Annotated in this window: 25 protein-coding genes and 1 tRNA gene; 9 read left to right on the top strand and 17 right to left on the bottom strand. The window is 60.4% G+C overall.

Features of this window, described 5'->3' with window-relative positions; translation table 11 throughout:
- Positions 1-16: 16 nt before the first annotated feature.
- Both serS and cysG read left to right on the top strand, forming a co-directional pair.
- Positions 17-1,297 carry a serine--tRNA ligase gene (gene serS, locus HX875_RS07275; protein WP_177042649.1) on the top strand — a complete coding sequence of 427 codons (1,281 nt, stop codon included), beginning with the start codon at positions 17-19 and terminating at the stop codon, positions 1,295-1,297.
- Complete coding sequence (cysG, locus tag HX875_RS07270; protein ID WP_177042648.1) at positions 1,298-2,692, top strand: siroheme synthase CysG; 1,395 nt, start codon at positions 1,298-1,300, stop codon at positions 2,690-2,692.
- 110 nt (positions 2,693-2,802) lie between these two features.
- Here the strand turns inward: cysG and HX875_RS07265 are convergent, their stop codons facing one another.
- The 7 genes from HX875_RS07265 to HX875_RS07235 all read right to left on the bottom strand — a co-directional run bounded on the left by HX875_RS07265 (position 2,803) and on the right by HX875_RS07235 (position 7,015).
- Entirely contained in the window at positions 2,803-3,798 is a 996-nt protein-coding gene (locus HX875_RS07265; RefSeq protein ID WP_177042647.1) for a glutathione S-transferase family protein, read from the bottom strand.
- Between the two features lie 88 nt (positions 3,799-3,886).
- Positions 3,887-4,888 carry a glycosyl transferase family protein gene (locus HX875_RS07260; protein ID WP_177042646.1) on the bottom strand — a complete coding sequence of 334 codons (1,002 nt, stop codon included), beginning with the start codon at positions 4,886-4,888 and terminating at the stop codon, positions 3,887-3,889.
- On the bottom strand, positions 4,885-5,220 hold the full coding sequence (locus HX875_RS07255) for a TusE/DsrC/DsvC family sulfur relay protein (protein ID WP_177042645.1): 336 nt from the start codon (positions 5,218-5,220) through the stop codon (positions 4,885-4,887). The genes HX875_RS07260 and HX875_RS07255 overlap by 4 nt, the downstream gene beginning before the upstream one ends.
- The gene (gene tusB, locus HX875_RS07250; RefSeq protein ID WP_177042644.1) at positions 5,217-5,510 is read right to left on the bottom strand and encodes a sulfurtransferase complex subunit TusB; all 294 of its coding nucleotides are present in this window, start codon (positions 5,508-5,510) and stop codon (positions 5,217-5,219) included. The genes HX875_RS07255 and tusB overlap by 4 nt, the downstream gene beginning before the upstream one ends.
- Positions 5,510-5,860: a sulfurtransferase complex subunit TusC gene (gene tusC / locus HX875_RS07245; protein ID WP_177042643.1), complete on the bottom strand. Its 351-nt coding sequence runs from the start codon at positions 5,858-5,860 to the stop codon at positions 5,510-5,512. Before tusC ends, tusB begins: the two co-directional genes overlap by 1 nt.
- A gap of 1 nt (position 5,861) precedes the next feature.
- Complete coding sequence (tusD, locus tag HX875_RS07240; RefSeq protein ID WP_177042642.1) at positions 5,862-6,254, bottom strand: sulfurtransferase complex subunit TusD; 393 nt, start codon at positions 6,252-6,254, stop codon at positions 5,862-5,864.
- A gap of 89 nt (positions 6,255-6,343) precedes the next feature.
- Positions 6,344-7,015, bottom strand: a complete 672-nt coding sequence (locus HX875_RS07235) for a Bax inhibitor-1/YccA family protein (RefSeq protein ID WP_003219636.1) — start codon at positions 7,013-7,015, stop codon at positions 6,344-6,346.
- Positions 7,016-7,167: 152 nt separating this feature from the next.
- On the opposite strand from HX875_RS07235, the gene HX875_RS07230 reads away from it, so the two are divergent.
- Positions 7,168-7,258: transfer RNA gene (locus HX875_RS07230), tRNA-Ser, on the top strand.
- A gap of 130 nt (positions 7,259-7,388) precedes the next feature.
- Here HX875_RS07230 and HX875_RS07225 read toward each other — a convergent pair.
- The gene (locus tag HX875_RS07225) at positions 7,389-7,820 is read right to left on the bottom strand and encodes a hypothetical protein (protein ID WP_177042641.1); all 432 of its coding nucleotides are present in this window, start codon (positions 7,818-7,820) and stop codon (positions 7,389-7,391) included.
- A 351-nt stretch (positions 7,821-8,171) separates the two neighbouring features.
- Between HX875_RS07225 and HX875_RS07220 the strand changes: the two genes are divergently transcribed.
- Positions 8,172-8,630 (top strand): hypothetical protein, encoded by a 459-nt coding sequence (locus HX875_RS07220; protein WP_177042640.1) that lies wholly within the window; start codon positions 8,172-8,174, stop codon positions 8,628-8,630.
- Positions 8,631-8,665: 35 nt separating this feature from the next.
- Positions 8,666-9,067, top strand: coding sequence for a hypothetical protein (locus HX875_RS07215; protein WP_177042639.1), 402 nt, complete (start codon positions 8,666-8,668; stop codon positions 9,065-9,067).
- 67 nt (positions 9,068-9,134) lie between these two features.
- Here HX875_RS07215 and HX875_RS07210 read toward each other — a convergent pair whose 3' ends face one another.
- The 4 genes from HX875_RS07210 to HX875_RS07195 all read right to left on the bottom strand — a co-directional run bounded on the left by HX875_RS07210 (position 9,135) and on the right by HX875_RS07195 (position 12,242).
- Entirely contained in the window at positions 9,135-10,463 is a 1,329-nt protein-coding gene (locus HX875_RS07210; protein WP_177042638.1) for an OprD family porin, read from the bottom strand.
- A gap of 147 nt (positions 10,464-10,610) precedes the next feature.
- Complete coding sequence (locus HX875_RS07205) at positions 10,611-10,856, bottom strand: hypothetical protein (RefSeq protein WP_177042637.1); 246 nt, start codon at positions 10,854-10,856, stop codon at positions 10,611-10,613.
- 28 nt (positions 10,857-10,884) lie between these two features.
- On the bottom strand, positions 10,885-11,877 hold the full coding sequence (locus tag HX875_RS07200) for a zinc-dependent alcohol dehydrogenase family protein (protein ID WP_177042636.1): 993 nt from the start codon (positions 11,875-11,877) through the stop codon (positions 10,885-10,887).
- Between the two features lie 62 nt (positions 11,878-11,939).
- Complete coding sequence (locus tag HX875_RS07195) at positions 11,940-12,242, bottom strand: ArsR/SmtB family transcription factor (protein ID WP_177042635.1); 303 nt, start codon at positions 12,240-12,242, stop codon at positions 11,940-11,942.
- A gap of 173 nt (positions 12,243-12,415) precedes the next feature.
- Between HX875_RS07195 and HX875_RS07190 the strand changes: the two genes are divergently transcribed.
- Both HX875_RS07190 and HX875_RS07185 read left to right on the top strand, forming a co-directional pair.
- Entirely contained in the window at positions 12,416-12,742 is a 327-nt protein-coding gene (locus HX875_RS07190) for a hypothetical protein (protein WP_177042634.1), read from the top strand.
- 101 nt (positions 12,743-12,843) lie between these two features.
- Entirely contained in the window at positions 12,844-13,041 is a 198-nt protein-coding gene (locus HX875_RS07185; RefSeq protein ID WP_177042633.1) for a hypothetical protein, read from the top strand.
- A 53-nt stretch (positions 13,042-13,094) separates the two neighbouring features.
- Here HX875_RS07185 and HX875_RS07180 read toward each other — a convergent pair whose 3' ends face one another.
- Positions 13,095-13,655: a fasciclin domain-containing protein gene (locus HX875_RS07180; protein WP_177042632.1), complete on the bottom strand. Its 561-nt coding sequence runs from the start codon at positions 13,653-13,655 to the stop codon at positions 13,095-13,097.
- 227 nt (positions 13,656-13,882) lie between these two features.
- Between HX875_RS07180 and HX875_RS07175 the strand changes: the two genes are divergently transcribed.
- Positions 13,883-14,596: a hypothetical protein gene (locus HX875_RS07175; RefSeq protein WP_371317237.1), complete on the top strand. Its 714-nt coding sequence runs from the start codon at positions 13,883-13,885 to the stop codon at positions 14,594-14,596.
- Positions 14,597-14,609: 13 nt separating this feature from the next.
- Here the strand turns inward: HX875_RS07175 and HX875_RS07170 are convergent, their stop codons facing one another.
- The 4 genes from HX875_RS07170 to xylA form a co-directional block, all read right to left on the bottom strand.
- Positions 14,610-15,746, bottom strand: a complete 1,137-nt coding sequence (locus HX875_RS07170; RefSeq protein WP_177042630.1) for a sugar ABC transporter permease — start codon at positions 15,744-15,746, stop codon at positions 14,610-14,612.
- Positions 15,747-17,306, bottom strand: coding sequence for a D-xylose ABC transporter ATP-binding protein (xylG, locus tag HX875_RS07165; RefSeq protein ID WP_177042629.1), 1,560 nt, complete (start codon positions 17,304-17,306; stop codon positions 15,747-15,749).
- A gap of 79 nt (positions 17,307-17,385) precedes the next feature.
- On the bottom strand, positions 17,386-18,387 hold the full coding sequence (xylF, locus tag HX875_RS07160) for a D-xylose ABC transporter substrate-binding protein (RefSeq protein ID WP_010172442.1): 1,002 nt from the start codon (positions 18,385-18,387) through the stop codon (positions 17,386-17,388).
- Between the two features lie 57 nt (positions 18,388-18,444).
- Positions 18,445-19,761, bottom strand: coding sequence for a xylose isomerase (gene xylA, locus HX875_RS07155; protein WP_177042628.1), 1,317 nt, complete (start codon positions 19,759-19,761; stop codon positions 18,445-18,447).
- Between the two features lie 153 nt (positions 19,762-19,914).
- Here xylA and HX875_RS07150 point away from each other — a divergent pair, with 153 nt between their 5' ends.
- Positions 19,915-21,126: a XylR family transcriptional regulator gene (locus HX875_RS07150; RefSeq protein ID WP_177042627.1), complete on the top strand. Its 1,212-nt coding sequence runs from the start codon at positions 19,915-19,917 to the stop codon at positions 21,124-21,126.
- Positions 21,127-21,133: the final 7 nt, after the last annotated feature.

The raw sequence follows: 21,133 nt of genomic DNA, 5'->3' as shown, positions 1-21,133 counted from the left end.
TAAACGAGAGACCGACATGCTCGATTCCAAACTGTTACGTAGCAACCTTCAGGACGTAGCGGACCGCCTGGCATCCCGTGGCTTCAGCCTGGATGTTGCGCGCATCGAAGCGCTGGAAGAACAGCGCAAGACCGTCCAGACCCGCACCGAAGCACTGCAGGCTGAGCGTAATGCGCGTTCCAAATCCATCGGTCAGGCCAAGCAGCGCGGCGAAGACATCGCGCCGTTGATGGCGGACGTCGAGCGTATGGGCAGTGAATTGTCCGAGGGCAAAATCGAGCTGGAGACCATTCAGACCGAACTGGATTCGATCCTGCTGGGCATCCCGAACCTGCCGCACGAATCCGTGCCGATCGGCGAAGACGAAGACGGCAACGTCGAAGTCCGTCGCTGGGGCACACCAAAGGCTTTCGATTTCGAGATCAAGGACCACGTCGCCCTGGGCGAATTGACCGGTGGCCTGGATTTTGAAACCGCGGCCAAAATGTCCGGCGCCCGCTTTGCGTTGCTGCGCGGTCCGATCGCGCGCATGCACCGTGCCCTGGCGCAGTTCATGATCAACCTGCACACCGCTGAACATGGCTACGAAGAGGCTTACACCCCGTACCTGGTTCAGGCTCCCGCGCTGATGGGCACCAGCCAGCTGCCGAAGTTCGAGGAAGACCTGTTCAAGATCAGCCGCGATGGCGAAGCCGATCTGTACCTGATCCCGACCGCCGAAGTGTCGCTGACCAATATCGTGGCCGGGGAAATCCTCGACGCCAAGCAGCTGCCGATCAAGTTCGTCGCCCACTCCCCGTGCTTCCGCAGTGAAGCCGGTGCTTCGGGCCGCGACACCCGCGGCATGATCCGCCAGCACCAGTTCGACAAGGTCGAGATGGTGCAGGTGGTCGAGCCCTCGACCTCCATGGAAGCCCTGGAAGGCCTGACCGCCAACGCCGAGCGCGTCCTGCAACTGCTGGAGCTGCCGTACCGCGTTCTGGCGCTGTGCACCGGCGACATGGGTTTCAGTGCCGTGAAGACCTACGACCTGGAAGTGTGGGTGCCGAGCCAGGACAAATACCGCGAGATTTCGTCGTGCTCCAACTGCGGTGATTTCCAGGCCCGTCGCATGCAGGCGCGTTTCCGTAACCCGGAAACCGGCAAGCCTGAGCTGGTCCACACCCTCAACGGTTCGGGCCTGGCTGTAGGCCGTACCCTGGTGGCGGTGCTGGAAAACTACCAGCAGGCTGACGGTTCGATCCGCGTACCTGAAGTGCTCAAGCCGTACATGGCGGGCGTTGAGGTCATCGGCTAAATGGAATTTCTGCCGCTGTTTCATAACCTGCGCGGCAGTCGTGTGTTGGTCGTCGGTGGCGGGGAGATTGCCTTGCGCAAATCCCGGCTGCTGGCCGACGCCGGCGCGTTGTTGCGGGTGGTTGCTCCCCAGATTGAAGACCAACTGCGTGAGTTGGTACTGGGCAGTGGCGGTGAACTGATTTTGCGCGGTTATCAGGAGGCTGACCTCGACGGTTGCACCCTGATCATCGCCGCGACCGACGACGAGCCGCTGAACGCGCAAGTGTCCAGTGACGCTCGGCGTCGTTGCGTACCGGTGAATGTGGTGGACGCGCCGGCCTTGTGCAGCGTGATCTTCCCGGCGATTGTCGACCGCTCGCCCTTGGTGATCGCCGTGTCCAGTGGCGGCGATGCGCCGGTGCTGGCGCGGTTGATTCGCGCCAAGCTGGAAACCTGGATCCCGTCGACTTACGGCCAATTGGCCGGGTTGGCGGCGCGGTTTCGTAGCCAGGTCAAAGGCCTGTTTCCGGATGTGCAACAACGTCGCGAATTCTGGGAAGAAGTATTTCAAGGGCCGATTGCTGATCGGCAACTGGCCGGGCAGGGTGATGAAGCCGAGCGTCTGCTGGTGGAGAAAATCAACGGTGCGCCGCCCCATGCGCCGGGCGAGGTTTATTTGGTGGGCGCAGGCCCGGGTGATCCGGACCTGCTGACCTTCCGCGCCTTGCGCTTGATGCAACAGGCCGATGTGGTGCTGTACGACCGCCTGGTGGCGCCTGCGATTCTGGAACTGTGCCGTCGCGATGCCGAGCGGGTGTATGTCGGCAAGCGTCGCGCCGACCATGCGGTGCCGCAAGACCAGATCAACCAGCAACTGGTGGATTTGGCCAAGCAAGGCAAGCGCGTGCTGCGGCTCAAGGGTGGCGATCCGTTTATCTTTGGTCGTGGTGGTGAAGAGATCGAAGAACTGGCGGCCCATGGCATCCCGTTCCAGGTAGTGCCGGGTATTACCGCGGCCAGCGGCTGCGCGGCGTATGCCGGGATTCCGCTGACCCACCGCGACTATGCACAATCGGTTCGCTTCATTACCGGGCACTTGAAGGACGGGACTTCGGACCTGCCGTGGAGTGATCTGGTAGGACCTTCGCAGACGCTGGTGTTCTACATGGGCTTGATTGGGTTGCCGATCATCTGCGAACAATTGATCAAGCATGGCCGTTCAGCGGATACGCCGGCGGCGTTGATCCAGCAGGGCACTACGTCCAACCAGCGGGTGTTTACCGGCACCCTGGCTGACCTGCCACGCATGGTGGCGGAGCATGAAGTGCATGCGCCGACCCTGGTGATCGTGGGAGAAGTGGTGCAGCTGCGTGAGAAGCTGAAGTGGTTTGAAGGCGCTCAGTCCGAGGTCTGACACCAATCCTGTGGCGAGGGAGCTTGCTCCCGCTGGACTGCGCAGCAGTCCGCTCTTTTGGGGTCGCTTCGCAACCCAGCGGGAGCAAGCTCCCTCGCCACAGGGTGTTTTCAGCTCAAGATGCCTTTCCCGCTCAACCGCTCCCGGTCATGCTCCGCCTCAAACCTTTGCAACGGCCCCTTCGGCACAATCCCCGTCGGATTAATCGTGCGATGACTGGCATAGTAGTGCCCCTTGATGTGGGCAAAATCCACCGTCTCGGCGATCCCCGGCCACTGGTACAGCTCCCGTAGCCAATTCGACAAGTTCGGATAATCCGCAATCCGCCGCAGGTTGCATTTGAAGTGGCTGTAGTACACCGCATCAAACCGGATCGCCGTGGTGAAAAGCCTTACATCGGCTTCCGTCAGGTATTCCCCCGCCAGGTAACGATGCTCACCCAAGTGCTGTTCCAGGTGATCCAGCTCGGCAAACACATCATCAAATGCCGCTTCATAAGCCTTTTGCGATGTCGCAAAACCTGCGCGGTACACGCCGTTGTTCACGGCGGGATAGATCCGCTCGTTCAGTGCATCGATAGTCGCGCGCTGTGCTTCGGGATAGAAGTCCAGCTGATTGCCGGTCAATTCGTTAAACGCACTGTTGAACATGCGGATAATCTCCGCCGACTCATTGCTGACAATCCGCTTGAGCTTCTTGTCCCACAACACAGGCACTGTCACGCGTCCGGTGTAGCTGGCGGTATCGGCGGTATAGCGTTGGTGCATGTAGGTGAAATCGTCGAGCTTGTCGCCGCTGGAGCCATGGGCTTTGTCGAAGGTCCAGCCGTTTTCCAGCATCAACCAACTGACCACGGACACATCGATCAGGCTTTCAAGGCCTTTAAGCTTGCGCAGAATCAATGTGCGGTGCGCCCAGGGGCAGGCCAGGGAGACGTACAGGTGATAGCGGCCGGCTTCGGCCTTGAAACCGCCTTGACCGGTCGGGCCGGGCTCGCCGTCGGCGGTCACCCAGTTGCGGCGTTGCGCCTGCTCCCGTTGGAAGGCGCCGTCTGCGCTACTTTCGTACCACTGGTCATGCCAGCGTCCTTCGATCAGCAAACCCATGACTGACTCCTTGGCTAATAAGCGTTGGAGTGCAGTCTAAAGGTCTGAGTTCGAACAAAAAGCGCAAAGGCTGGGGGTTAATGATCGACTAAATCGATTTGTTCCGGGCATCCCAGTACTGCTGGGCCAGTTCGAACGCCTGCTCCCGTGGGTGGCCGAGGCCGCGCAAGGCCAGGGCCATGGTGGCGATCAGTGCCAGTTGCGGGTAGCTGTCCTGCACTTCGCCGCGCCATAGGGCCTTCAGGTGTTCGGGCTCGAGGGTGGCGGGCTTGACGTGGCGCTGGGCGGAGAGGGCAGGCCACTCTTCATCCCAGCTTTCGCCGCCGGTGGTGCCGTACAGATGGCTGATGGTGTCCGGGTTGATTTCGATCTCGCCGCCGTCGCCCTTGACCACGATGGTGTTGTCGCCCAGCAGACCGCTGGCATCGCGATGCACGCCCTGGTAGCCCGGATGGAAGATGCTTTGCAGGCCGCAGCGGGCGCTCAACGGGTTGATGATGCGTGCCAGCGAGTGGATCGGCGAGCGCAGGCCCAGGGTGTTGCGCAGGTCGATCATGCGCTGCAGTTGCGGCGCCCAGTCCCCCAGGGGAATAAACGCCAGGTTGCCTTGTTCAAGGGCGGCCTCGACCTGTTGCCAATTACGGCACAACGGAATCTGCAAGCCTTCCAGCAATTGCTCGGTGTAGAGCCGGCCCGCCGTATGCGCGCCGCCGCCGTGCATCAGGATGCGCACGCCGTTCTGTGCCAGGCATTTGGCCGCCAACAGGTACCACGGCAGGTGGCGTTTTTTACCGGCGTAGGTAGGCCAGTCGACATCCAAATTGAGTGACGGTGCATTCAAGCGCTCGCGCACGGCTTCGGTGAAGCCCGCCAGCTCTTCCGGGCTTTCTTCCTTGTGCCGCAACAGCATCAGGAAGGCGCCGAGCTGGGTGTCTTCGACCTTCTCATCCAGCAGCATACCCATGGCTTCCCGGGCTTCCTCACGGGTGAGGTTGCGGGCGCCACGCTTGCCTTTGCCGAGGATGCGTACGAACGTCGCAAACGGGTGTTCGGCGGGTGTTTCAGTGATCAACGGGGCAAAATCAGTCATAAGCAATTCGTCGGCCTGGGCAGGCCCGCCAGCTTGGCGGCGAGTTTGGCGGGAGTGCCTTTGAACAGTCGGTTGAGGTGCAGGCTGTTGCCCTTTTCCGGGCCCAGCTTCAAGGCGGTGTACTTGATCAGCGGGCGGGTGGCGGGCGACAACTGGAATTCGCTGTAGAAGCCTCGCAGCAACTCGAGGATTTCCCAGTGTTCCGGGGTCAGCTCCAGGTCTTCGGCAGTGGCGAGGGCGGTGGCCACTTCGCTGGACCAGTCGCTCAGGTGGGCGAGGTAGCCGTCCTTGTCCAGTTCCAGGGTGCGTTCGCCTACGGTCAGGGTGTTCATAGCCAGGTGTTGACCTTGTCGTAATCGATAGACAGCTGGACAAAGGCTGGGTAATCGACGCTGGCGGCCCAGGTTGGTACCGCAAGATTGCGCGCCTGACTGTCTTCGGCCAGCACAAACACCTTCACACCCTTGGCTTGCAGGGCCTGGCACGGTGCGCTGGCGGGTTGCAGGGCGTAGGCGCCGTCGCCGCACAGCAAGATCGCGTCCCGCGCGCCACACAGGCGCAGGCAGCTGTCCAGCCGGCTGTCGGTAAAAGGGGAGTGGGAAACCACATGCAAAGTCGACATCAGAGGGTAATCACCTGGTCGTAACGGTCAATCATCTGTGAGATCTGTTCGCTGCTCAGTGGCTGCGCGTTGCCGCAAGAAGTCAGGCCGCGCACGGCGAGGCTGTGGCTGCAGGCAAACACATCCTCAACGCCAAACAACTCCAGGGCCTGGAGGTTGGCGCTGAGATCTTTCTGTTGCACGGCCTTGGCGTCCTGGCTCGCGGCCAGTTGAAACACGCCATCATCCAGAAACAGCAGGCCAATCGGCAAATCAAACGCACCGCCCGCCAGCACGATATCCAACGCTTCGCGGGCACTGGGGCCGGACCACGGCGCCTGGCGGCTGATCACCAGCAAGGATTTCGACATGTCACGGCCCTCCAAAGCAGATCAGGCGATCAGCGGCCTGGGCGGCGTCATGCAGTTGCCCAAGCCCGGACAGCGCCCAGGGCGCCTCCAGGTTCACCGCGTTGCGTTGATAGCGGGTGGCCTCTTCGGCATTCAATACCCCACGGCGCAGGGCCGCCGCGATGCACACCACGCCATCGAGCTGATGCTCGCTGACAAACTCGCGCCACTGGCGGGCGATATCCTGCTCGTCCTGTGGCGCAACAATGTTATTGGACGCGCTGTAGACGCCATCCTGATAAAAAAACAGCCGCACAATCTCATGCCCGCCCGCCAGCGCAGCCTGGGCGAACAGCAAGGCACGGCGCGAGGAGGGCGCATGGGGAGCTTCGAAAAGCGCAATCGCAAACTTCATGGAACACTCTGAAGGCAAAACCTGTGGCAATGATAAAGCCGCAGGCAACAAAAAGCCCGCCGAAGCGGGCTTTTTGCATGGCGCTGCGATCAGTCGTCGCGGCCCATGATGCCGAAGATCTGCAACAGGCTGATAAACAGGTTGTAGATCGATACATACAGGCTGATGGTGGCCATGATGTAGTTACGCTCGCCACCCTGGATGATCGCGCTGGTCTGGAACAGGATGCAGGCCGAGGAGAACAGCACGAAACCGGCGCTGATCGCCAGCTGCAGGCCGCTGATCTGGAAGAACATGCCTGCCAGTACGGCTGCCAGCAACACGAAGAAACCGGCGGTGATGAAGCCACCCAGGAAGCTCATGTCCTTGCGGGAGATCAGCACGTAGGCCGACAGGCCGCCAAATACCAGGGCAGTCATGGCAAATGCCGAGCTGACCACTTCCGCGCCGCCGGCCATGCCGAGGTAACGGTTAAGGATCGGGCCGAGGATAAAGCCCATGAAACCGGTCAAGGCAAACGCCGACACCAGGCCCCAGGCCGAGTCGCGCAGCTTGTTGGTCAGGAAGAAAAGACCGTAGAAGCCGATCAGCACCACAAAGATGTTCGGGTAGCCGACGCGCATCTGCTGGGCGACGAAGGCCATCACGCCGCTGAACGCGAGGGTGAGAGCGAGCAAGCCGTACGTATTGCGCAGGACGCGGCTAACCTCTAGCTGCTCAGCCTGCGCGTTTCCATTCACTGCGTAATTCTGTTCGCGCATGGCGACACTCCTTCAGTTTTGAAACATTCAGTCGCAAGGATCATAACAGACGCTCTGTAACAAGCTATGGCGAGAGTTTGACAGTGTGTTTCATTCGGGTATTATGGCGCCCGCTGAGACAGGATGGGCTACGCTAATCCTGTGTTGCACAAGGGAAATTGGCAGAGTGGTTGAATGCACCGGTCTTGAAAACCGGCGAACGTTAATAGCGTTCCCAGGGTTCGAATCCCTGGTTTCCCGCCAAGATTGACTCAAGAGCCCCGCTATTGCGGGGCTTTTGCGTTTCTGGGGTTTGGGAATAGTGGCGGCACGGCGAAGGGCAGATACAAGAAGCCCGGCGCTAGGCCGGGCTTCGATGTAACAGCGCCAGAAACTAGCGATGCTTGTTCTTGTGTTTATGCTTGTTGTTACCTTTGTGCTTCTTGCCATCCGACCGATGATTGCTCTCATCGTCCGCCAGGTTGTTACCTAGCGCGCCACCCGCAGCGCCGCCGAGACCTGCACCGATCGTCGAGCCAGTGGAGCCGCCGAGACGATTACCAATGAGTGAGCCACCAGCCGAGCCGATACCGCCACCTAATGCGGCTTCCGCTCTGTTGCCTCTTTGAGCACCAACGGCACTACCGGCAGCCCCCCCTACGCCTGCGCCTACCGCTGCGCCAGTTGAGCCGCCAAGCTGTTGGCCTACGATGTTGCCAAGTGCACCACCAACGCCACCGCCAAGAGCGGCTGTGCCATCTCCGGCAGCCATTGCTCCTTGCGACATGAGGAGACCCAAAGCCAGGGCGGGTAGTGTCATTTTCATTTTGTGAACCTCAATGGGTTGTCAGCAGGCGCTCACGGTTTAAAGCACGCCTGATGGTGGGACTAAAGTAAAAGTTTGAAGTTCTCTGGGGGCGGTGACTACGCTGGAACGATTGTAACAATGTATGCCGTGGTGGATTCGGCTACGGAGGACGGACTCACCAACGCTGCCCGCTTTCACCTCATCCGCCTACCCAGCCAGCCGCTCTGCAATCCTCATCAGCTCCATGACTCCAAGGGCGGCAGGTTCCATAAACTGTTTGTGCTGAGGATGTCCAAATGCCATCACTTCGCTACAATGCGCGCCGGTTGAGCTTCAGCCATGCCAATGAAGGCGCAACGGAGTGACGGTATGAAGATGGGAATGGTGGCGGGCGCCACACTGCTAACAGCAATGATGCTCTTGGGCGGATGCGCAAGTATCGTGAGTGATAGTAAGCCAAAGGTTGGATTGTACAGCCTGCCGACAAATGCCAACTATGTAATCAAGGACAGCAAGGGAAGCGTACTACTGAAGGGCGTCACACCAGGAACGGCGCTTCTGGAGACGAGCCGAGGCTACTTTAAAAGCCAGAGCTATACCGTCACCTTCCAGAAGGACGGATACACAGAGACGACTGTTCCCCTGAAGTCTACGGTTAGCGGCTGGTACTGGGGAAATCTGCTGATTGGCGGTTTGATCGGCATGCTGATCGTAGATCCGCTGACAGGCGCGATGTACACGCTGCCTGAAGACGCTACTGGAAACCTGTCGGCTGTTGCATTGCCTCAAGCTTCGTTGCAGCCAGTACCGAGCGTACGTATAGATTGACGTGGCTTGTGGCAACTTTTTTACGAGGGATCGTTATGCGCCGTGTAATCGGAGCGTTATTGCTTGTGGCCATGGGTGGGTGCTCCACATCTCCAATCTCTGCCGAAAATGCAGACCCGGTGCCATCCACAAGGTTGTATGCGTTCACCGAGAAGAATGCCGCTCAACTGGTGGTGACCAGGGACTCAGGCATCTACGGAGCCGAGGTCCGGTTTATTTTGCATGTCGATGGCAAGCCTTCCGCTGAGTTTCACCCAGGAGAGGTCGCCAGATTTGGACTGGCGCCGGGCAAGCATATTCTTGGTGTTTCGAAATATATGATCTTTGGTACGTCAAGAATCATCGAGTCAGAAGTTGATGTGAAAGCGGGAGATCTGGTTCGCCGCAGAATTTCCCAACATGGCAGCAGCTTCTCTTTCACCCCGACGGCCTACTAAGAGCGTTCGCTACCCAGGCCGGATTCGCAGTGCCCGGTTGATTCATTCACCGGGCACTCCAGCCTGCTTAGAAGATATTCAACGGATACTCGGTAATCAGCCGCGTCTGCACCAGATGCCCGCCGGTGGACGCATCGCCATCGTGCCAAGCTTCCCGCAGGCGAAACGACAGTTTCTTGGCCGGCCCACTCTGTACGACGTATTTCACTTCGGCGTCAGTTTCGTGTTCCTGGTCGTTGGCACCATAGAACCCGGTGTAGGCCGAGTTGCCGGGAGTGTGCGTGCCGTCGATGCCGGAACCGCGGATATGACGGGCCATAAAGCTCAGGCCAGGGGCGCCAAAGGTGCTCATGTCCAGGTCGTAGCGCATCTGCCAGGACCGCTCGCCCGGGCCGTTGAAGTCGGAGTACTGCACCGAGTCCGCCAGGTTGATCGAGTTGCCATAGCGGCCCGCGCCGACACCGGCGTTGGTCTCGCCAAAGCCGACATAGTCGAACGGTTCGTCACCATGGACCTTCTGCCCGGCCAGGGTGAAGGTCTGTGCACCCAGGGTGTAGGCCGCCGCCAGCGAGGCTGCGGTGGTGTCGATGGTCCCGGCCTTGGCGCTGCCGTCGTCGAGTGTGCGATAGAGGTTGAAGTCCAGCCCGACGGATTGGTCAGCGGTCAGTGGATGAACAAGGTTCAGGTTGACGTAGTACTGATTCCAGACGTCTTCCAGGTGCGCTCCGTACAGCGACGCGGTGAATTCCTTGCTGAACTGGTACTTGCCCCCCGCGTAGCTGGCCGAAGCTGCGCTCACACCGGCGTAGCTGGCGAGAATGTCGCCGCTGCGCGATGTGGTGGTGGTACCGGTGCCGGAGGTGTAATGGCCGGCCTCCAGGTTCAGGCCGGTGATTTCATGGCTGTCGATCTGAAAGCCTGACGCGGTCTGTGGCAACAGGTAGTTATCGGCCGTGGCGAACACGGGCGAGGTGGGCTGCAAGTCGCCGACCTTGAGCGTGGTATTGGAAATACGGAACTTGATGTCTCCGCCGGCCTTGGCGAGGCCGTGGTCCGGATTGCCATTGGCGTCGGATGGAATGTTCGGGCCACCGGCACGGTCGGTGTTGCCGTCGATGCGCAGCGCCAGGTCGGCAAACGCATCGATGCCGATGCCGACGGTGCCTTGGGTGAAGCCCGAACTGTAGGTCGCCATCAGCGCCTGGCTCCAGTCACGGGTATGGGCGCCATTGCCGTTCTGGTTCCAGAACAGGTTGCGGTTGAGGATATTCAAACTGCTGTCGGCGACAAACCCCTTGGAGTCGGACTGATCGCTTGCGTAGCTCATCGCCGGCAAGGCAAATGCCAGCGCCACGGCCAAGGTATTGATTTGAAGTGCCGGTCGGCGGTTTTTCATTATTCTTGCTCCAGTGCACGAATGTTGTGGGAGCATTAAGGCGACAGCCCGGGCCATCAACAAATGAAACTGGATGAATATTTTGATACCCCCTTTGCTGAATCCCAGGCAAATAAAAGCCCGCGGTGGGGGCGGGCTAAAGGGTATTCACGCTCGTACAATCTTTCCCGCCTTTACCTCATCCGCATACTCGCTGAGCTTTTGCTGCTGGGCTGCGAGCAATGCACCCATCTTCATCAGGGCGATCGCTTCGTCTGGCGATTTGGCAACCCCGGCGAGAGTGGCTAGCTCATTGACCGACCAGGCGATAACGGCCGTCGCATCTTCAAGGTCGTAGAACAGTTCCTGCTGTGCGGTTCTTGGGCCGTCGAGCTTTTCTATCAGTGTTGCCATTTACTCGTTCTCCCTTCAGTGCGGCAGCTCAAACACCGTCGCGCCAATCCTCCTGCAAGCCGGAAGACACGGCAATCGCGATTTTTCCCTGAATACCATTATTGGGACTTTCCAGCCGGGAATGGGCGAGCGGAATGTCGGCAAGGGAATACACCGCGCCAATGTGTGGCCGCAGTTGACCGTGCTCTATCAGGGCACTCATTTCATCCAGTTTGCCGCGGTTCTGTCGGGTGAACACGAAGTGATAACTCGCATTCTTGCCCCAGGCCTGAACGAGGTTTTGGGGCTGTGCAATGTCCACAATCGTGACCACGCGACCCAGTTGCGCAAGCGCGTCCGGGCTACGGGACAGCGTGTTGCCGCCGATGGTATCGAACACGACATCGACGCCACGGCCACCGGTTTCTCGCAGGATGGCGTCGACGTAATCCTCTTTTTGGTAGTCGATGATCACATCGGCCCCCAGGCTGCGTGCGAACTCAACGTTTACGTCGCGCACGGTCGTGAACACCTTGGCGCCCATGGCTTTTGCCAGCTGGATCGCCACGTGGCCGACGCCTCCTGCGCCGCCGTGCACCAGAACGCTTTCTCCCACCCTGAGTGCCGCACGCACCACCAGTGCTTCCCAGGCTGTGCCGCCGACCAGGCTCAGGCTGGCCGCCTCAAGGTGACTCAGGGAAGGAGGCTTCCTGCCGATTATGCTTTCGGCAGCCACGTGGTACTCGGCGTAGCTGCCTGGCCCGTCAAATATCTGCGGGGTGTACCAGACTTCGTCCCCTGGCGAAAAGGCCGTCACACCTGGGCCAACTGCTTCAACGACACCCGATACGTCATGCCCGGTAATGGCGGGTAGGGGTACCTGGTCAGGGTAGTCGCCACGTCGGACCTGATAATCCAGCGGGTTGATGGAGGTTGCGTGGACGCGGACCAGCACGTGTCCTGCATGTGGCACCGGCGTGGGTACGTCGCAGAGTTCGAACGATTCCGGGCCGCCAAATGAATTGAGTATTAACGCCTTCATTGTATTTCCTCATTTCGATAAAAAGGGATATCGCGAAATCTCGATATCATGCGGTAAAAAAGTTACAGCTCTTTCCCCATGATCTCGGCAAGCTTGCTGATGTTTGCTTCATTGCGCTTGTAGTAGGTCCACTGGCCGATACGCCGGACTTCCACCAGGCCCACACGTTGCAGGGTTGCGAGATAACCGGACACCGTCGACTGGGACAGCCCTATGCCTTCCTGAATACTGCTGACGCACACGCCCACCGTGTGAACATCACCTTCATCCTGTGGAGGGAAGTTCTTTTCGGGGTCTTTCAAACCTTTCAGGATTTGGAGGCGTGTCTGGTTTGAGAGGGCTTTGAATATTTCGAGTAAGTCCATGAGCCGAGGATATCGAGATTTACCGATATGTCAATGCGCAGTTGCGTACCGTTGTCATGGGTGTCCACTCTCGTTCCCGTGGGTGTAAAAGCGCTTTCTCGAACCCTTGCTAATCTTTCTGAAGATTTCACCGCGAGGATCGTCCATGCAGCGCTGTATCTCAGGAGAGAACCATGAGTGCCAAGGACATACCTGAAGGGCAAGTGGTCCCCGGCTACGTCACCTTTGTCGGGAGTGAGGCGTCGTGGGCCACCGGGCAGTTCATGAGCTTCAGCTATAGCGTCAACGGGCAGCATTTTCACAAGTCTCTCAATGAGACGGTTGACGCTTGGTCAACAGCAACGCTTCGTAAAGCTACCGAAGGCCTGCGGGTAGGAGACCGAGTATCTGTCTGGTGTTCTCTCACCGACCCGGGCGTGTGCTGTATCGGCGAAAAGCCTGCGGAAAAACCACGGATCTTGCGCTTGATGGAGACTCTGGGATCGTTAGGGCCGTTATGACACTGAGCCTCACCGTTCGTCCATCACCCGGCACTTCCCAGCCCCGCACCGTTTCTCATGTTCAAGCACGGACATCCCGCGCGCGAGAACGGAGAGCCAGCATGGAAATTGACGAGAAGGCCCCTGGGAACGTCTCCCAGCAAGGCGTAACGCGCGGTACAGACAATGAAACCGGCCATGATCCCCGGCGCGATCAGCCCGAGGTGCCTCTGCCACCGGACGACGACGGGCCTCTGGAAGAGGACATGTCGGATGTAGACGCCGCCGATTCTGTCGCGAGTGAACACCCCGACAACTGATGGGACTGAAAAAGCCCGACCACTGCGTCGGGCTTTTCCGTGTCGGGTGACGATTACGGCATCAACACCGAATCAACCACATGAATCACGCCATTGGACTGCATCACATCCGCAATGCTGATGCTGGCCTTGCCGCCCTTGGCATCCACTACCCACAACTTGCCGTCATGCAGCTTGATCGTCAGCGATTCGCCCTGCACGGTTTTCAACATCACGGTACCGCCGTTCTTCTTGGCGTCGGCCATCAGTTGTGCAGAGGTATGGGTACCCGGCACCACGTGGTAGGTCAGGATTTTCGTCAAGTCGGCTTTGTGTTCAGGTTTCACCAGCGTATCGACGGTGCCTGCCGGCAGCTTGGCAAAGGCCTCGTTGGTGGGTGCGAATACGGTAAACGGGCCTTTGCTGTTAAGGGTCTCCACCAGCCCGGCGGCCTTCACTGCCGCCACCAGGGTGGTGTGGTCCTTAGAGTTGACGGCGTTTTCGACAATGGTTTTCGTCGGATACATTGCCGCACCGCCCACCATCACGGTGTCGGCGGCAAAGCTGAGGGTAGTCGTGACGCAGAGGACGGTGAGGCAGGCGACGGCAGCAAGTTTTCTGTAGATGGCGTGCATGATGTATCTCCTGGATTCTTGTGCCCTCCGGTTGAGGGTATTGAATCTACGTACCAGGGATCAAAGTGGATGCACCTTTCGAAAAACTATTCGTTTGCCGCCCCCCACTGCACTTTTTCCCATTCTTCCGATCTATCTCTGACCCGACCACACTAATTCCCGCGTGGACAGCAGACCCAGACCTGGTGCCGATGGATCGCACGTTACTTGTTCTTATCACTCGATGGATGCGCCAGCCGCTGTTGCTGGCGGCGGTCTTGATGCTGTGCGCCAGCGGTTGCAGCCAGCAGCAGGGGCGCGATATTGCCAAGCAGTTCAGCAATGGCAAGCCCGATGAATTCTTCCAGACCAGCGTCGACCGCATGGCCACCCTGGGTATGCGCGACAACCTGCAAAGCCTGTATTTGCTGATGAGCAAGCTCTACCTGCGCAACCCCAACCAGTGGCGCCAGTCGGGTTACACAGACGCTGTGACCGCGGCCCGACAGATCCGCCAGGCCATCGAACTTCGCCAACCGCTGCCCGCCCTGGGGGATCGCCGCGACCTGGCGGCGCTGAGTTATTCCTTGAGCCCGGAGTTTCGCGGCGATCGGGTGGGGGCGTTCATCTACGCGATCGGCAGCATGCTGGTGACGGCACACGGCGGGCGCACCGAGTTCTATATAAGCGACTCGATCAACCCGCAGTTCGTCAGCAATGCCGCGCGCAATATCGAGAAGGCAACCTGGCTGCTCAGCCAGCGCCAGGATGCCAATGGCTCGTTATTGCTGTTCTCCAACGAGATCTCGGAGGAGGCCAGCAACCTGAGTTTCGCCGTCGAGTTCGGCAAGATCGTCGCGCGCCTCGACCTGTTGACCCAGATGCTCGACGAACGCTACCGGCGCATCGGCCTCAATTACGCGCAAAGCTTGCTGCTGATGAACTTCCTGCCGGTGCAGTAACGGTCCGGCACCTTCAGCGACGCCCGGTCCGCGTACTCACATCCACCCACACCGCCAGCACCAGGATGCTGCCCTTGACGATCATCTGCCAGTAGCTGTCCACGTCGAGCATCGACATGCCGTTGTCCAGGCTGCTGATCACCAGCGCGCCGAGCAGGGCGCCGTACACGGTGCCCGAGCCGCCGCGCATCGAGGTGCCGCCAATGAAGCACGCCGCGATGGCGTCCAGTTCGCCCATGTTGCCCGCCGACGGTGAACCGGCCGCCAGGCGCGCGGTGTTGACCAGCCCGGCGAGGGCGCACATCACGCCCATGATCCCGAAGATCCACAGCTTCACCGCCTGCACGTTGATCCCCGACAGGCGCGTGGCCTCCATGTTGCTGCCCACCGAGTAGATGCGCCGGCCAAATACGGTCTGGCTGGTGACGTAGCTGAACACTCCCAGCAGTACCAGGAGCAGCAGCACCGGCACGGGAATGCCGTCGTAGCTGTTGAGGGTGTAGACGAAGCCGGCCAGCACGAAGCCGATCAGCACCACGCGCACGCTGTCGCGCAGCATCGACGGCAATGCCAGCCCGTGCAGGGCACGGTTGCGACGCTGGCGCCAGGTCAGGAAGAGCGCCAGCCCGAACAGCAACACACCGAGAATCACCCCGACCACCGTCGGCAGGTAACCCTGGCCGATGTACACCAACTCCGGCGATACCGGCGCAATCGTGGTGCCGCCGGTAATGCCCAGCAGCACGCCGCGAAACGCGAGCATGCCGCCCAGCCCGACGATGAACGAGGGGATGCGCAGGTACGCGGTCATGTAGCCGTTGCCCAGGCCAATCAGCAAGCCGCACAGGGCGACGATGGCCAGGTTGAGCGGCAGCGGAATGTGATAGACCACATCCAGGATCGCTGCGACGCCGCCGAGCAAACCGAGCATCGAGCCCACCGACAGGTCGATCTCGCCGCTGATGATCACCAGTACCATGCCGCAGGCCAGGATGCCGGTGATGGACATCTGCCGCAGCAGGTTCGACAGGTTGCGCGGGGTCAGGAAACCGCCTTCGGTCTGCCAGCTGAAAAACACCCAGATCAGCACCACGGCGATCAACAGGGCGAGCATTTTGTAGCGGGTGAAAAGCTGTTTGACCTGATTCATTTACGCGGACTTCCGATCATTATTATTGTCATGCCCGTTCGGTTGGCTGAGGGCGGCGGCGAGCACCTGTTCCTGGGTCAGGCCCTGGTTGATGAAGTCGCCGCGCAACTGCCCTTCGCCAATCACCAGCACCCGGTCGGACACCCCCAGCACCTCGGCCAGCTCCGAGGACACCATGATGATCGACACGCCTTCGGCCGCCAGCGCGCCCATCAATTTGTAGATCTCATATTTGGCGCCCACGTCCACGCCACGGGTGGGCTCGTCGAGGATCAGCACCCGGGGTTGGGTCAGGAGCATTTTGGCCAATACGGCTTTCTGCTGGTTGCCGCCGGAGAGGCTGGTGATTGGCAGGAACGGGTTGGCAGTCTTCAGGTGCATGCGCTTGATTTCCTGCTCGACGCTGCCCAGTTCCGCCTCGGCGTCGATGCGCGTCAGGTGCGAGAAGCGGTCCAGTACCGCCAGGGTGATGTTCTGCCCCACGCCCAGGTCTGGCACGATGCCTTGGCGCTTGCGGTCTTCCGGGACCATGCACAACCCCGCGCGAATCGACTTCAGCGGTGTACGGGTATCTATGGGTTTGCCGTCCAGCCACACCTCGCCTTCGTAGCGCCCTGGGTAGCTGCCGAACAGCGCCGACACCAGCTCCGTGCGGCCCGCGCCCACCAGCCCGGCGATGCCGAGGATTTCGCCACGGCGCAGGTTGAACGAGACATCGTCGACGCGCTTGCGCCCCGGGTTGTCGACGTCGTAGCAGGTGATGTTGCGCGCCTCGAACAGCACCTCGCCCACCGCGTGGGGTTCGGTGGGGTAGAGGTTGCTCATCTCGCGGCCGACCATCTGGGTGATGATGCGCGACACGTCCATCTCGGCCATGGCCGTGGTCGCGATGTGCTTGCCGTCGCGGATCACCGCGATGGTGTCGCAGATGGCCGAGACTTCATCGAGCTTGTGGGAGATGTACACGCAGGCAACGCCCTTGGCCTTGAGCCCACGGATGATGTCCAGCAGCACCTCGATTTCCGAACGGGTGAGCGCCGAGGAGGGCTCATCCAGAATCAGCAGGCGCGCCTGTTTGTTCAGCGCCTTGGCGATTTCCACCAGTTGCTGGTAGCCGCCGCCGTATTGCGAGACGGGCAGGGCGACGTTCATGTCCGGCACTTTCAGCTCGCGCATCAGCGCTTCGGCACGGTGCATCATGGCGGGGTAGTTCATGCGCCCGCCGGGCAGTGTCAGCTCGTGGCCCATGAAGATGTTTTCGGCCACCGAGAGGTCGGGCACCAGGGTCAGTTCCTGGTGGATGATCACGATGCCGCAGGCTTCGGTTTCGGCGATGGAATGGGCGCGCAGCGGCTGGCCGTCCCAAAGGATTTCGCCGTCCCAGGTGCCATGGGGATACACCGCCGACAGCACCTTCATCAGGGTCGATTTGCCGGCGCCGTTCTCGCCGCACAACCCCACGCATTCCCCGGGTCTTACCTTGATGTCGATGCCGTTCAGGGCTTTGACGCCACCAAAGGTTTTGACGATGTTGTTCATTTCCAGCAAGTAGTCGGACATGGCGGGTACTCATTCCACAGCGAAAAGGCGGGTGGCGTGCGGGAGCGGCCGCAAGCCGCTCCCGCAGTGAGCCGTACGCTTACTGCCCGGCGATTTGCGCTTTGGTGTAGAACCCGTCTTCTTCCAGCACGTTGACGTTGTCTTTGGTCAACGCGGTCGGCTTGAGCAGGATGCTCGAGACCTGTTTGCTGCCGTTGTCGTATTGCGAGTTGTAGGCCGGTTTCTCGTCCCGTACCAGTTGCACCGAGAGCTTGGCGGCCTCGGACGCCAGCAGTTTCAGGGGCTTGTACACGGTCATGGTCTGGGTGCCGGCGATCACACGCTTGATTGCGGCAAGGTCGGCGTCTTGCCCGGAGACCGGCACCTTGCCCGCCAGTTTTTGTGCCGCCAGGGCCTGGATCGCGCCGCCGGCAGTGGCGTCGTTGGAGGCGACGATGCCGTCGATTTTGTTGCTGTTGGCGGTCAGCGCGTTCTCGACGATGCTCAGGGCTTCGGTAGGGTTCCATTCCTTGACCCACTGCTGGCCGACAATCTTGATGTCGCCCTTGTCGATGGCAGGCTGCAGCACCTTCATCTGGCCCTGGCGCAGGATCTTCGCGTTGTTGTCGGTAGGCGCGCCGCCCAGCAGGAAGTAATTGCCTTTAGGCTGCGCGTTCAACACGCCCTGGGCCTGCATCTCGCCGACCTTTTCGTTATCGAAGGAGATGTAGGCGTCGATATCGGCATTCAAGATCAGCCGGTCGTAAGACAGCACTTTCACCCCGGCTTTCTTCGCTTCGGCCACCACGTTGTTCAGCACCGTAGCGTTGAACGGCACGATCACAATCACATCGACGCCCCGGGAGATCAGGTTTTCAATCTGCGAGATCTGTCGCTGCTCGTTGGCGTCCGCCGATTGCACATAGACCTTGGCCCCCAGTTGCTCGGCGGCGGCCGTGAAGTAATCACGGTCGCGGGCCCAGCGTTCAAGACGCAGGTCGTCGATGGAAAAGCCGATTTTCGGATGGGCCGCATCGGCCATGACCGAGTTGGAAAGCAGTGCCAGAACGCTGGTGAATAAAACGGTTTTCAGGTGTTTCATGATGGTGAGTCCCTTTTATTGTTGTTTAGACGCACTGCTGGACCTGGAGCGTAGCGGTCATGGGTAGATAAAGCGATTCACTACACCTTCGAGCATCTCCTGGCGGCCGCTTACCGCTTGCGGGTTGAGTTGGTGGCTGAAGGCATGCTCGGCCAGCGACTCCAGGCTGAAGTCGCCGCCGAGCACGGCACGCCCGAACGACTTGTCCCAGCCGGCATAACGCTGGGCCTTGAACTGTTCAAGGGCATCGTTCTGCACCATGGCGGCGGCGCGCTCCAGGGACAGCGCCAGCACGTCCATCGCGGCCACGTGGCCATGGAACAGGTCCACTTCGTCGAGGCTTTGACGACGCACCTTGGAGTCGAAGTTGTAGCCGCCGCCTTTGAAACCACCGGCCTTGAGTACCTCGTAGGTGACCAGGGTCAGCTCTTCGACGCTGTTGGGGAACTGGTCGGTGTCCCAGCCGTTCTGCGGGTCGCCACGGTTGGCGTCGATGCTGCCGAAAATTCCCAGGGACGCGGCGGTGGCGATTTCATGATGGAAGCTGTGGCCGGCGAGGGTGGCGTGGTTGGCCTCGATGTTGACCTTGATCTCTTTCTCCAGGCCGAACTGATGCAGGAAGCCAAACACGGTGGCGGTGTCGTAGTCGTACTGGTGCTTGGTCGGCTCCTGTGGCTTGGGCTCGATAAACAGCTCGCCGGTGAAGCCGATTTTGTATTTGTGCTCGACCACCATGCGCATGAAGCGCCCGAGTTGCTCGCGCTCGCGCTTGAGGTCGGTGTTGAGCAGCGTCTCGTAACCTTCGCGGCCGCCCCACAGCACATAGCTGGAGCCTTTGAGGCGGTGGGTGGCGTTCATCGCACTGAACACCTGGGCGGCTGCGTAGGCAAACACTTCCGGGTTCGGGTTACTGGCGGCGCCGGCGGCAAAGCGCGGGTTGCTGAAGCAGTTGGCGGTGCCCCACAGCAGCTGGATGCCGGTCTGTTCCTGATGGCCTTCGAGCTGGTCGACCATCCGCGCAAAGTTGTCGCGGTACTCCGCCAGGCTTGCGCCTTCGGGGGCAACGTCGGTGTCGTGGAAGCTGTAGTAGTCGATGCCCAGCTTGGAGAAAAACTCGAACGCCGCCTCGGCCTTGCCGCGTGCCACCTGCAGGGCTTCACCCGGCTGCTGCCAGGGCCGCTGGAAGGTGCCGGAGCCGAACATGTCACTGCCGGGCCAGACGAAATTGTGCCAATAACACGCGGCCATCCGCAGGTGCTCACGCATCGGTTTGCCGAGGATCAGCTTGTTCGCATCGTAGTGCCGGAAGGCCAGGGCAGAGGTGCTATCCGGGCCTTCGTAGAGGATTTTTTCGACAGCGGGAAAGTAGGGCATCGCCAGATCCTTGTTGTTATGAGTGCACGTTAACCTTGCCTCGATACTAGCAACGGCCCCCGGCCAACCGATTATGAAAATCACCAGAGCGGGGTTCGATTTTGAGTGGCTTTGGGCGCATAGTTGGGCGATACCTCGCCAGGAGCCGCCCCTGTGAAAACCCTTCCGCCGGTGCACCGGATTGCCCTGCTGTTCAACGGCAACAAGATCTACGATCGCGGCATCATCACCGGGATCGGCAACTACCTGAGCAGCACGCGGGTGTCGTGGGATCTGTTCCTGGAGGAGGATTTCGTTTGCCGGCTCAAGGGCATCGAGCGCTGGCATGGCGACGGTATCATTGCCGACTTCGACGACCCGGCGATGGGCCCGGCGCTGGCGGGCGTGCACTTACCGGTGGTGGCGGTAGGCGGGTCTTACGAAGATGAGCGGGCTTACCCCCGGCATATTCCGTACGTGGCCACCGACAATTTCGCCCTGATCAAGCTGGCCTACGAACACCTGATCGAAGCCGGGCTGACGCGCTTTGCCTGCTTCAGCCTGCCGCAAGCGGATATCAACCGCTGGGCCCAGGAGCGCGAAAAAGCCTTCCGCCGCCTGCTGGAGCGCGACGGCCTGCCCGTGGAGGTGTATCGCGGGCTGGGCACCAGCGCGCCGCTGTGGGACTCGGCGGTGGAGCAGCAGATCGCCTGGCTGCACAGCCTGCCCAAGCCCATCGGCATCATCGCGGTCAGCGACGCCCGTGCCCGGCAGTTGCTGCAAGCCTGCCTCACGGCGGGCATCCCGGTGCCGGAGCAAGTGGCACTGATCGGCATCGACAACGACCCGCTGACCCGCACCCTGACCCGCGTGCCACTGAGCTCGGTGATCCAGGGCACCGAAAAAATGGGCCGCACCGCCGCGCGTTTACTGCATCAGATGTTGCACGGCATGCCTTCGGCGGGCAGCCAGATCCTGGTGCCGCCGGAAGCGGTCAACGTGCAGACCTCCAGCCTGCACCAACCCCTCGGCCATCCCTATGTGATGCAGGCGTTGCACTTCATTCGCCAGTACGCCTGCCAGGGCATCAAGACGGCTCAGGTCGCCAGCTACGTCGGCGTGTCGCGTTCATCCCTGGAAGCGCATTTTCGCAGCGAACTGAACCGCAGTGTCCACGACGAAATCCTGCGCTTCAAACTCGCCGCAGCGGTGGCAGGCCTGGAAAATACCGGAGCGGGCATCGCGGATATCGCCTACGACTGCGGCTTCAAATCGGCGCAGTACCTGCACACGGTGTTCAAACGCGAGTTCGGGTGTACGCCGAGGGAGTATCAGGTAGGACAGGTTGAGCGCGATTCGAGCGATGTCATTTCTTTGTCGCCTTGAGTCCCTA

This window comes from Pseudomonas yamanorum, from assembly GCF_013386765.1.
GTDB lineage: Bacteria > Pseudomonadota > Gammaproteobacteria > Pseudomonadales > Pseudomonadaceae > Aquipseudomonas > Aquipseudomonas yamanorum_A.
This window is presented reverse-complemented; position numbering and strand designations above follow the sequence as displayed.